Genomic DNA, 11,756 nt, shown 5'->3' with positions numbered 1-11,756 from the left:
TGATTAAAAGACCAACGACATCATGACCATCATGACGACTAAAAACAGAATCGTCATAATCCCTCCAGCCTTCATAAAGTCGGCGACTCGATAACCCGCCGGCCCCATAATGAGCGCATTCACCTGGTGGGTCGGAATGAGAAAGGAGTTAGAGGTAGCAATTGCGACAGTTAGAGCAAAGACAGCTGGATTTGCTCCCGCGCCAATGGCGATATTGACCGCAAGCGGAACTAACAGCACCGTCGCTCCAACATTCGACATGACCAGAGTAAAGAAGGTCGCTAGCACGGCGATGGAGGCTTGAATGACCCAAATCGGCATCTCTCCCACAACCGAGAGCACCTGTTCTGCGATCCATTTAGCCGTCCCACTCGTCTCAACCGCCAGCCCCAACGGGATCAGTGACGCTAGCAAAAACACCGTTTTCCAGCTCACCGCCTCATACGCCTCCTCTATTTTTAGCACCCCAGCGAGCACCATCCCCATCGCGCCGGTCAGTAGCGCTACCGAGAGGCGAATATCGGTAAAGAGCACCATAAATAGCGCTATTCCGAAAAAGAGCAGCGCGGGGACAATTTTATGTGGCCGCAGCTCCTCTTCTCGTGGGTATTCGGTGGTGACCACGACAAAATCACGACTCTTCTCAATCCTCTCCAGGACATTCCATGGGGTATGCACCACGAGCGTGTCGCCAGGGTGGAACGGCATATTCCGAATATCCTCCCCCTCACGCATCGTTTTACCGTCACGATGCAGACCAATAAGCGCCAGACCATAGGTTTTGCGCATCCAGACATCGCGGGCGCTCTTGCCGATTAGGCTCGATCCCGGCGGAATCACTACCTCGGCAATCCCCGACTTAACCGATGAGAGCGATTCGGCAAAGGTTCGCAGTTCACTGCGCTGTTTTAGTTGGTATTTTTCGACAAAGTGGGCTAAATCGGCCGGATCAGCCACCATACCGAGCACCATACCGGCAACAAATTCGGTATCTCGCGCCACCGTTCCAGGCCCAACTCTAACCTCATCACCGGCACGCTTAGAGCCGATAATTCGCACCCGATAGCTCGTCTCGACATCGTCTAGCTTTTTGCCGATAAGATCACTACCATCGGTGATAACGACTTCGTTAATGGTGTAATCGACCCCATAGACTTCGTTAAAATAGGACATCGAATCGGTTCCGACGGTGCTACTCTCGGTTTTACTCTTAGGCAACACAAAGCGCCCGGCAAGGACAAAATAGATAATTCCCGTTACCACTAGAGCGATCCCAATGGGGGTGACCGAAAACAGGCCCCAGGTCTCCATCTGCTGTTCGGTAGGGAGTGCCTGATTGGAGGTTAAGATAAGATCGTTTAACAAAATCAGTGGGCTAGAACCGACCATCGTCATAGTTCCCCCTAAGATAGCGGTAAAGCCCATCGGCATTAACAGCCGCGACATCGGTAGGCCGGAGCGGGCCGAAATCCGCGATACCACCGGTAGAAACAGCGCTGCCGCCCCCACATTTTGCATAAACGATGAGATAAAACCGACCGTTGCCGAGATAATCGGAATCACCCGCTTTTCGGTCGTCCCCCCCACTTTGAGAATAAATGCCGCCACCCGAGCCATAATACCGGTTCGATCCAGCCCCGCGCCGATAATCATCACCGCGATAATGGAGATAACCGCATTTGACGAAAAGCCGTCGAATAGGTGCCGATTATCGACCAACCCCTGCTCTAGCCCCATCACCGGTGCTAGTAGTGAGGTGAGACCTAAGAGAACCATAATGCTCGTAGCAGCCACATCGACGCCGACTACCTCAAAGGCAAAGAGGTAGATGGTGAGCAATAGAATCGCGCTCACCCACGCAATTTCAACGCTCGGCACGAGCGTCGTCAACCATATCGCCACTAGCGCAAAGATAACCGCCGCAACCGCCTGTTTGACGCTAATCACACCGGGTTGAATCACCTGCCGCTCTTCATCGGCCATTTTTTTCATATAAACTCCTATCAAGATCACTGCCATTTAGAGAAAAAATAGAGAGCACTGGCCGAAGCAATCGGTATGCCAAAAGTTTAATTTGTTGATTTTTCTAACATTACTGCTTTGCATTAGCGCGCAACCGTTGCTATTTGCAACGCCCTCACACGCCAGTTCGGCCAGTAATGCTTTTATCAAGCCGTTGTGCTATAGTGTTGCATTATGAAACACCTATTGCGTTCTGTTATGCCCTCCCCCCGCCACCCTCCTAGTGTGCAAAGAGAGATCAGCCACTGCTACCTCATGCTGCTCACACTCATCGTGCTACTGTTACTGCTCGCGGTACCCTCGCTCCCCCACTTAGCGCAGCGAGTATGCCTAACCCTACTGACCCTCGTTATTCTCATCAGGATCGGTAGAACGCTGCATACCACGCTCTTTAGGCCATTCAATCAATTAGAAGAGCAGCTTACACAGATGAGCAACGGCCACTTCACCCCCCTGAAAGAGGCGGCTGCCCTACGGGAGCTAGCGACACTCACCAGCGCCGTTAACCGCATCATACATGAGCTAGAGCAGCGCCAACGCTTAATCATGCAGACAGAGAAGCTCGCCTCCATCGGCGTTCTCGCCGCAGGTGTCGCCCATGAACTCAATAACCCGCTCTCTAACATCTCAATAGCCAACCAGCTACTGCAAGAGGAGCTGACCGAAGCGGAACCGGAGCAACTACAAACATGGTTAGCACAAATTGCCGCTGAGAGTGATCGGGGGCGCAACATCGTGCGGACACTGCTCGACTTCGGCTCTCAGCGCCACTTTCAGCGCCAAACTTTAAACCTAAAGCAGCTCATAGAGCGACTACGACCACTCATCACCAAGACACTGCAACGGACAGGTACCGAGCTAGTCCTCAATATTCCACCACACCTAGAGCTAAGCGCCGACAGACAGCGACTCCAACAGCTACTCATTAACTTAATTCAAAACGCAAGCCAGGCCGGTAGCCAGCGCCTCTCCATTAGCGCCACTTACAGCGACAGGCCGCTACTACCGAACAACGCCACGATGGCCGGTTACCTCCCCTCAGCTAGTGACGATAGCGGCCCCTTTATCGAGATAGTGGTTAACGATAACGGCAGCGGGATCTCGCCCCAGCACCAACCACAACTCTTTGATCCCTTCTTCACCACCAAACCCCCCTCAGAGGGGAGCGGGCTTGGACTCTGGATTGTGCAGGAGATAGTTAAAGAGCACGACGGAATGATTGCCATCCACTCCCCCCCAGGACACGGCACCGCAGTGACGCTACTCTTCCCCCCACCGAGACGACTCGATAATGAGTAGAGAGATCTTAATTGTCGATGACGAACCTAACGCAGTCACCAATCTCGCCCACCTCTGCCGTAAAGAGGGGTATCGGGTCACGACCACCACTAGCGGCGCAGAGGCGAAACAGCTCATCCAGCAGCAAAGATTCGATCTCATCCTTACCGATCTGCATATCGATCACACTGATGGCATGACACTACTAGAGCTAAGCGGTCGCTACCAACCCGATAGTGCAGTCATTATGATTACCGGCTTTGCCACGCTCGAATCGGCGGTAGCGGCGATGAAAGCGGGCGCATTTCACTATATCGCCAAACCCTTTCATCTGAATGAAGTTAGACAAATTATTCGTAACGCCCTCAATGTTGTCGATCTCAAACAAGAGAACCAGCAACTGAAACAGCAGCTCGAAAAACGCCACACTATCCCGCTCATTATCACCCAAGATTCGACCATGGAGCAGCTACTACAGATGGCACGACAGCTAGCCACCGCCACCACCAGCGTACTCATTAGTGGCGAGAGCGGTACCGGTAAAGAGCTACTAGCCCGCTATATTCACGCCCACAGTGGTCGCCACCGCCGCCCCTTTATGGCGATTAACTGCGGTGCGCTACAGGAGGAGCTGCTAGCGAACGAACTCTTCGGCCACGAAAAAGGGGCATTTACCGGCGCGGCACAGCGCAAAACCGGACTGATTGAAGCGGCTAACGGCAGTACCCTACTCCTCGATGAGATTGGTGAAATGTCACTATCGATGCAAGTAAAGCTACTGCGGGTACTGCAAGAGCACGAGATACAGCCACTAGGCTCCACCTCAGTCACACCGGTCGATGTGCGTATCTTATCGGCGACCCATCGCAATATGTCGCATAGGGTCGCGAACGGCGAATTTCGCCAAGATCTCTACTATCGTCTCAATGTAGTAGAGCTAACGCTGCCGCCACTGCGACAGCGCCAAGGCGATATCCCACTGCTAGCGCTCCACTTTTTACGCAAACATACTCGGCGCATGGAGCGCAATATCGACACAATAGCGCCAGAAGTGCTCGACTACCTAACCCACTACCCCTTCCCCGGCAACATTCGTGAACTAGAGAATATTATCGAACGGGCGGTCGCTCTCGCCCGAGGGAGAGAGATCTGCTTCACCGAACTCCCCCCTCACCTACAGCCAGAGGTGCAGAATTCACCGCACTTACGTCGCTCCCCCCTCCCCCCCTTAACGACCCTCGCCGAACGAGAAGCGCAATATATTACCGAAGTCTTACAGCGAGTCGGCCATAACCGCACCCAAGCTGCCAAAATTCTCGGCATCGATAGAGTCTCCCTATGGCGCAAAATGAGGCGCTACCAACTCGATAACGGCCATGACGATCCCTCTTCAACCCAGCACTAAAGACCACAATTTATCCATGGCCAAAGGCGATGTATAGAAGAAAGACTATCGTTACCATTGCCTGTAAGTTATTAAAAATGAATATATTTACTTAATCAATAGCCTATTGACTATACATTGAGAGAAAATCTTTGTGTTGTATTTATCAATTAAGCTCACTATACTGCCGACTTTCGGTCAGGAACGATTGCATCAACTGGCTAACAGCAGACTCCCGACTGAAATCCAAGGATACCCCTAAAACTACCTATTTTTTGTTGCTGAAACCCAACAGGAGGCCGTATGGCTAAGAAGTATGATGCCGGTGTCAAAGAGTACCGCGAAACCTATTGGATGCCGGAGTACACTCCCGTCGATACCGATATTTTGGCATGTTTTAAAGTGACGCCTCAGCCCGGTGTCCCTCGGGAAGAGGTGGCGGCAGCCGTTGCGGCTGAATCTTCTACCGGAACATGGACAACCGTCTGGACTGATCTGTTAACCGATCTTGACTACTATAAAGGCCGCGCCTACGCCATCGAAGATGTCCCCGGAGATGATACCTGCTTCTACGCCTTTATCGCCTACCCCATCGATCTGTTTGAAGAGGGCTCGGTGGTTAATGTCCTGACCTCACTGGTGGGTAATGTCTTTGGTTTTAAAGCGCTACGAGCCCTGCGTCTGGAGGATATCCGCTTCCCAGTCGCCTATGTCATGAGCTGCAACGGCCCGCCCCAAGGGATTCAAGTTGAGCGCGACATTATGAACAAATATGGCCGCCCCATGCTCGGCTGTACGATTAAACCCAAGCTCGGTCTATCGGCTAAAAACTATGGCCGCGCCTGTTATGAGGGGCTGCGCGGTGGCCTCGACTTCACTAAAGATGACGAAAATGTCAACTCTCAGCCCTTTATGCGCTGGAAGCACCGCTTTGACTTCGTTATGGAGGCTATCGTCAAGGCGGAAGCTGAGACCGGCGAGCGCAAAGGCCACTATCTGAATGTGACCGCGCCGACAGCCGATGAGATGATGAAACGGGCTGAGTATGCTAAAGAGATTGGTGCCCCCATCATTATGCACGACTTTTTAACCAGTGGCTTTGCGGCCAACACCCAGCTCGCTCGCTGGTGTCGTGATAACGGTATGCTACTCCACATCCACCGCGCCATGCATGCGGTGCTCGACCGTAACCCTCACCACGGGATCCACTTTCGCGTCCTGACTAAGTGTCTGCGCCTCTCCGGCGGTGACCATCTCCACTCAGGTACCGTTGTCGGGAAACTCGAAGGTGATCGTGAGGCCACTTTAGGCTGGATCGATATTATGCGTGACTCCTTCATCAAAGAGGATCGCTCCCGTGGCATCTTCTTCGATCAAGATTGGGGCTCCATGCCTGGGGTGATTCCGGTCGCCTCTGGCGGCATCCATGTCTGGCACATGCCGGCACTGGTGAGCATCTTTGGGGATGACTCGGTACTACAGTTCGGTGGGGGTACCCTCGGACACCCTTGGGGTAACGCGGCGGGCGCTGCGGCCAATCGCGTTGCAGTTGAGGCGTGTGTTGAGGCGCGTAACCAAGGTCGAGTGCTGGAGAAAGAGGGCAAAGAGATTCTCACCGCAGCGGCTAAGCATAGCCCTGAGCTCGGTGCCGCCATGGAGACTTGGAAAGAGATTAAATTCGAGTTTGACACCGTCGATAAGCTCGATGTGTCGCACAAATAGGCACCCTAATCCTAGTCAACCGCTTTAACCGTAGGGCAGCGATGCCCTACCGAACATTTTGGAGAGATTCACATGAGTGAGATGCAAGACTACAACTCAAGCCTGAGCGATATCAGCAGTCGTAAATTTGAGACATTTTCCTATCTGGAGCCGATGGATAGTGCCCGTATCCGCAGCCAGATCGAGTATATTGTCTCTAAAGGCTGGAACCCATCTATTGAACATACCGAGCCTGAGAATGCGCGTGGTAGTTACTGGTATATGTGGAAGTTACCGATGTTTGGCGAAACCAATGTCGATACCATTTTAGCCGAGTGCGATGCGTGCCATCAAGCGCACCCGAATAACCATGTCCGCCTGCTTGGCTTAGATAACTTTGCCCAGTGCCCCGGTGCCTCGATGGTTGTCTATCACGGCACTGCGGTTTAAGCTGCGAGGGTAGCGACCACAGTGGCCCCTGCCCGACTGATACGGACAGGGGCTTTTTTATTCGACTGCGTTTTGGGAAAATAGCCACAACAGTGACCTATTTCACTGCTCTTTTTTAATCTATATTGCAGAGGTAACCATGAGTAGATCGGATAGATATGTCGGCATCCACAGTGATATGTTTGGCGGGATGACCGCCATTGGTAAAACCATTCGTGATGCTTGGGTCTTCGGCCTGCTATCCGAAGATGAGACCTGTGAGGGGTGGAATCTAGGTGGCATCAATAACCTACAAGATAAAGTCAACAGAGAGTGGGATAAATATGGTTGCCTAGTCAGCCTGCTTCCCCCTGAACTACAGCAGCGGCATAAAAAAATTCACGCCGAAGCGGTAAAAATTGCCAGAGAGAAGGGGTGGAGCGGTGAATATGAGACCTATAGCGATTGAAACTATTTAAGTAGCATTTGAAGGATCTATTATGTTGGAACACACAATTGACTCACAGCAATATATAGTCAACACTGAGCCCTACTATGAGTCGGTCGCAGATGAGGTCGCCCTCTACGAGGCCGCCTACAATGTCCGTATGCCAATGATGTTAAAAGGGCCTACCGGATGTGGTAAGTCACGCTTTGTAGAGTATATGGCTTGGAAATTGCAGCGGCCACTCATTACCGTTGCCTGTAACGAAGATATGACCGCCTCTGATCTGGTCGGTCGCTTTCTACTCGATAAAGATGGCACCAAATGGCAAGATGGCCCGCTCACCACCGCCGCTCGCCTCGGCGCTATCTGCTATCTCGATGAGATCGTTGAGGCGCGTCAAGATACCACCGTGGTGATCCACCCCTTAACCGATCACCGCCGCACCCTCCCATTAGATAAGAAGGGGGAGTTAGTCGTCGCCCACCCCGATTTTCAGCTCGTCATCTCTTACAATCCTGGCTATCAGAGTCTCATGAAAGATCTGAAGCAGTCCACCAAACAGCGCTTTGGCGGTCTCGACTTTGACTACCCATGTGAAGAGAAAGAGGTAGCGATTGTTGCAAAAGAGTCGGGGGTTGATAGCACAACGGCCGCCAAACTGGTACAAATTGCCCATCGCGCCCGAAATCTGAAGGGTCACGGTCTGGATGAGGGGATTTCGACACGGCTGCTAGTCTATGCCGGTCAACTGATTCACAAAGGTATCGAACCGGCCTCGGCCTGTAGCATGACGATGGTGACACCACTCACTGACGATCCCGATATGCGAGATACCCTTAAGGCTGCGGTACAGACATTTTTTGGTTAGAACAGCATGAGGGTTCGATGGTAGTCAGTGATAGGGGAGTCGTTCGATGAGTATTCAGCTCGAAGAGTACCGAGAGTTTCTTGATAGTGTACCGGCGATAAGAGAGGTGCTAGAGGGTACCTTCCATGAGGCGGCACGACTGATGTCCCCCACCGGACTACGAGACTATCTGGAGGGAGCCAAAGCGCTATGCAAGCTAGGACGAGGGAATGATCTGGTCATTACCTACCTGCAAGAGATGCCACTGGTTGTCAAGGAGTGTGGCGAGGATATTATCAACGACTGCCTAACAGCGGCGATGAAACTCTCCTCCATGGTCTCAGGCGAGGTCATTACCCTACTATTAAGCAGCCTCCCTTCAGCGGCACGACATTTAGGGGATGCCGAGTTACTGCGCGGCTATCTCACACTGATGCATCAACTCTCCTCCACCGCCGCCCGTGGTGTGCGGCCGATGCTAAACCATATCGATGAGCTGCTCTCCAAACTGACCCTAAGCGGCCTGCGGCGCTGGGCCAATTTTGGCGCCCAAGCCTATCGACGAGACTTTAACAACCTGACCGCCTACTTTAACCTAGAGTCGGCCGACTCTAAAGCCGTACTGCAAAGAGAGCGGCGCGGGGTACTGTTCGTCAAAACTCAGCGCAAACTCAACTTCTACCTACGGGCACTGTGGGGTCGGGACTTCTTTCTGCGCCCAACGGGGGCCGACTATACCGACTTTAGGCCCTACATTGAACACCACATTCTGCACCTACCCGATGCCGTAGATGATATCGGTAGCAGCGAGAACCCCATTTTAGGGCTAGAGCTCTATCGCGCCACAGCGGCACACATGGCCTCGCATCTCTGCTACACCACCTCCCCCCTCTCGGCAGAGCAGCTAAGCCCAGCCCAACTCTTCTTTATCGGTCTATTAGAGGATGCCCGCGTTGAGTATCGAGCCGCCACCGAATTTCCCGGTCTAAAAAAGCTGTGGCAGACGCTGCTACGACTACCACAGACCGAGAGAGCAGAGCATGAAACCATGCCAATCTTAGAGTCTATGGCGCTTATGCTGCTCGATAGCGAAGTGCAGTGCGATGATGAGCAGCTCAACCGCTTCGCGGCCCGTTTTCATGCCAATATTGATACAAAACGGGATGATAATCGGTTCTCTTGGCAGATGGGACTGGAGCTATTTACTATTTTCAGTCAACGCAAGGCGGTACCAAGCCTGAGAATTTTAGAGCGCATTCGTATCCCCTATCGCGACGATAACCGCTATATCTGGGAGTTTGACGAGCTAATGTGGCAAAGCAGTGGTAACCACTATCTTCCCGCTAGCCAACGCCAAGTTCGGCGGGTCATGACGATTATGGAGATGGCCAACGAGGTCGATTGCGAACTCGCCGGTGATGATGCGCAGGAGATCTGGAGCTGTCCCGATGAGATGTTCCCCTACGAAGATGATCTCACCACCACCAAAAGCTTTAATGAGATGTGGGGTAAAGAGCCAATCTCCGATCCATTCCACTATCCGGAGTGGGACTACCAGATACAGCTCGCCCGCCCCGACTGGGTCACCCTCTATGAGCGACGCCCACTGCGTGCTAACCCAGCAGATATCGACCAAATTCTACTGGAGTACCGGCCGATAGCCCACCGCATTAAGCAGATTATCGATCTGCTCACCCCAGAGGGGGTACAGCGGGTGCGCAATATGGAAGATGGCGACGAAATCGATATTAATGCCGCCGTCGATGCCATGGTTGCCATTCGGATGGGAGAGCAGCCGAGCCCCCGTATCACCATGCGTAATGTGATCAAAAGCCGCGATTTAGCGGTAGTGGTGCTGATGGATCTCTCCGAATCGACCAACGAGACGATGGCCGGTACCGATAAGACGGTACTACAGTTAACCCGCGAGGCGGCCACTTTAGTCTCAATCGCCATTCAGGGGATTGGCGATCCTTTCGCCCTGCACGGCTTCGCCTCCGATGGACGCCACGATGTCCACTACTACCGTTTTAAAGATATCGGCCAAAAGTTTGATGACGAGGTCAAATCGCGACTCGCAGGAATGAGAGGGGGGCTATCAACCCGCATGGGGGCCGCTCTGCGCCACGCAGGCTACCACCTAAGCAAACAGCCAGAGCAGCGCAAACTAATCCTATTGGTGACCGATGGCGAGCCGGCCGATATCGATGAACGAGATCCACAACACCTGCGACACGACACCAAAAAGGCGGTTGAAGAGCTCTATAGCAGCGGGATCCTCACCTACTGTCTAACCCTTGATCCACACGCAGATCACTATGTCAGACGAATTTTTGGCGATAACAACTACACCATTATCGACCATGTCGATAGGCTACCAGAGAAGCTGCCGCTCCTATTTGCCAGTTTGACTAAATAGACCGAGCAAAATGATGTAGCTGCAGTCGCCGAGTCTTCTCTAGCATCCGATAGGTGGAGCGGTTATTGTTAAATTGTAGTGTCCGATAGAGCGGCACCCATAGAATTTGGTGCGACTCATCATTACCAGGCACCGGCAGCCTCTCATCGACCTCGACTAGAAAACGAATATCGAAGTGAAGATGGCGATTATCATGCAAATTAGCTGCAATCGTATGGATATCGACATCAAACAGCGCGTCGCTCACCAAGTGAATCGCCTCCTCAGGCAGGCCGCTCTCCTCGGCAGTCTCCTTTAAGGCGACATGAACGATATCAGCCTCACCATCGGCGTGGCCGCCGGGTTGAAACCACTGATCCAGCTTTTTATGGTGCAGCAGCAGTACCTGCTGCCGATCACGACTGACAACCCAAGCTGAACCGGTCACATGGCCTATCTGTAGCTCTCTGTCAAAGCAGTTTTCGTGCTGTTGGACAAAGTCGAGCGTATTTTTGACAAAGGCCGCCTCATCCATAAAGCGGGTCGTGTAGTGACTTAACAGCGTTAACAGTTGCAGTCGGTGCATCTATTTAAGTTCCAGAGGGATTATTAACCGCCGTAATGGCCGCCTGTGCCGCCTCGTCGATCGCCCCCTCCCGCCCCGAGAGGATCAATCGTCCATAAGCCCCGACCGCCCGTACATCAATTAACGAAATATCGGCCGCCTTCTCCGCCTGATTGGCCGCATAGACGATATAGCCCGCCGGCTCAGTCTCAAGAATAAACATACTTTGACCCGGCAAAATCATATTACCGCGCCGATCTTGACGATTAATGAGTACCGTATGATCGGGGCTCATGCCGCGAATAGTCTCTTGCCAAGCGATTTTGCACTGCTGCCTATCGCTCTGTTTCGCCCCCATGGTGGCTAAAATAGCCCGACCGGCCTCAATCACATCGCTCTGATCCCGTTGGTGAATCACCATCGACCCATAGGCCCGTTCAACCACCTGCTGCGCTAAATGGACCCGAGTCGCCTTGAGCGCCCTGTCGGTTAGGCGGTGGACTGCCATCCCCGGGGAGACCTCAACCCAGAGGCAGGCATCGCCCGGTACCGGTAAAAACCCCTGCGAGGCAGTCGCGATATAGGCCGCTAACTGCGGCTGCAACGCATCAATATAGACATAAGTTCGCAAACTAATCATACCGTTTTATCTTAATCCATCTATTAGAACAACAGCGCCACGAT

Annotated in this window: 10 protein-coding genes; 7 read left to right on the top strand and 3 right to left on the bottom strand. The window is 52.8% G+C overall.

What is annotated here, in order from left to right; genetic code table 11:
- Window positions 1-3: 3 nt before the first annotated feature.
- Window positions 4-1,992, bottom strand: a complete 1,989-nt coding sequence (locus D5085_08960) for an SLC13 family permease (GenBank protein ID QEP43234.1) — start codon at window positions 1,990-1,992, stop codon at window positions 4-6.
- A gap of 204 nt (window positions 1,993-2,196) precedes the next feature.
- On the opposite strand from D5085_08960, the gene D5085_08955 reads away from it, so the two are divergent.
- From D5085_08955 to D5085_08925, 7 genes are all read left to right on the top strand, one after another.
- On the top strand, window positions 2,197-3,321 hold the full coding sequence (locus tag D5085_08955) for a hypothetical protein (protein QEP43233.1): 1,125 nt from the start codon (window positions 2,197-2,199) through the stop codon (window positions 3,319-3,321).
- Window positions 3,314-4,705, top strand: coding sequence for a sigma-54-dependent Fis family transcriptional regulator (locus D5085_08950; protein ID QEP43232.1), 1,392 nt, complete (start codon window positions 3,314-3,316; stop codon window positions 4,703-4,705). Before D5085_08955 ends, D5085_08950 begins: the two co-directional genes overlap by 8 nt.
- Window positions 4,706-4,987: 282 nt before the next feature.
- Window positions 4,988-6,406, top strand: a complete 1,419-nt coding sequence (locus D5085_08945; protein QEP43231.1) for a form I ribulose bisphosphate carboxylase large subunit — start codon at window positions 4,988-4,990, stop codon at window positions 6,404-6,406.
- 72 nt (window positions 6,407-6,478) lie between these two features.
- A complete protein-coding gene (locus D5085_08940) occupies window positions 6,479-6,835 on the top strand; it encodes a ribulose bisphosphate carboxylase small subunit (protein QEP43230.1) in 357 nt (118 codons plus the stop codon).
- 139 nt (window positions 6,836-6,974) lie between these two features.
- A complete protein-coding gene (locus D5085_08935; GenBank protein ID QEP43229.1) occupies window positions 6,975-7,283 on the top strand; it encodes a hypothetical protein in 309 nt (102 codons plus the stop codon).
- 31 nt (window positions 7,284-7,314) lie between these two features.
- The gene (locus tag D5085_08930; GenBank protein ID QEP43228.1) at window positions 7,315-8,130 is read left to right on the top strand and encodes a CbbQ/NirQ/NorQ/GpvN family protein; all 816 of its coding nucleotides are present in this window, start codon (window positions 7,315-7,317) and stop codon (window positions 8,128-8,130) included.
- 46 nt (window positions 8,131-8,176) lie between these two features.
- Complete coding sequence (locus tag D5085_08925; GenBank protein QEP43227.1) at window positions 8,177-10,528, top strand: VWA domain-containing protein; 2,352 nt, start codon at window positions 8,177-8,179, stop codon at window positions 10,526-10,528.
- On the opposite strand, the gene D5085_08920 is transcribed toward D5085_08925, so the two are convergent.
- Together D5085_08920 and D5085_08915 are read right to left on the bottom strand one after the other, a co-directional pair.
- Window positions 10,521-11,093 (bottom strand): NUDIX domain-containing protein, encoded by a 573-nt coding sequence (locus D5085_08920; protein QEP43226.1) that lies wholly within the window; start codon window positions 11,091-11,093, stop codon window positions 10,521-10,523. The genes D5085_08925 and D5085_08920 overlap by 8 nt on opposite strands.
- Before the next feature lie 4 nt (window positions 11,094-11,097).
- The gene (locus D5085_08915) at window positions 11,098-11,712 is read right to left on the bottom strand and encodes a BMC domain-containing protein (protein QEP43225.1); all 615 of its coding nucleotides are present in this window, start codon (window positions 11,710-11,712) and stop codon (window positions 11,098-11,100) included.
- Window positions 11,713-11,756 lie beyond the last annotated feature (44 nt).

The organism is Ectothiorhodospiraceae bacterium BW-2 (genome assembly GCA_008375315.1).
In the GTDB taxonomy this organism is placed as follows: domain Bacteria; phylum Pseudomonadota; class Gammaproteobacteria; order Thiohalomonadales; family Thiohalomonadaceae; genus BW-2.
The sequence above is the reverse complement of the archived record's forward strand: the minus strand, read 5'-3'. Positions and strand labels throughout refer to the sequence as shown.

Excerpts from the sequence above, each read along its gene's own strand:
- D5085_08925 (QEP43227.1), top strand. The coding sequence starts at position 8,177 with ATGAGTATTCAGCTCGAAGAGTACCGAGAGTTTCTTGATAGTGTACCG.
- D5085_08935 (QEP43229.1), top strand. The coding sequence starts at position 6,975 with ATGAGTAGATCGGATAGATATGTCGGCATCCACAGTGATATGTTTGGC.
- D5085_08920 (QEP43226.1), bottom strand. The coding sequence starts at position 11,093 with ATGCACCGACTGCAACTGTTAACGCTGTTAAGTCACTACACGACCCGC.
- D5085_08955 (QEP43233.1), top strand. The coding sequence starts at position 2,197 with ATGAAACACCTATTGCGTTCTGTTATGCCCTCCCCCCGCCACCCTCCT.
- D5085_08945 (QEP43231.1), top strand. The coding sequence starts at position 4,988 with ATGGCTAAGAAGTATGATGCCGGTGTCAAAGAGTACCGCGAAACCTAT.
- D5085_08915 (QEP43225.1), bottom strand. The coding sequence starts at position 11,712 with ATGATTAGTTTGCGAACTTATGTCTATATTGATGCGTTGCAGCCGCAG.
- D5085_08930 (QEP43228.1), top strand. The coding sequence starts at position 7,315 with ATGTTGGAACACACAATTGACTCACAGCAATATATAGTCAACACTGAG.
- D5085_08960 (QEP43234.1), bottom strand. The coding sequence starts at position 1,992 with ATGAAAAAAATGGCCGATGAAGAGCGGCAGGTGATTCAACCCGGTGTG.
- D5085_08950 (QEP43232.1), top strand. The coding sequence starts at position 3,314 with ATGAGTAGAGAGATCTTAATTGTCGATGACGAACCTAACGCAGTCACC.
- D5085_08940 (QEP43230.1), top strand. The coding sequence starts at position 6,479 with ATGAGTGAGATGCAAGACTACAACTCAAGCCTGAGCGATATCAGCAGT.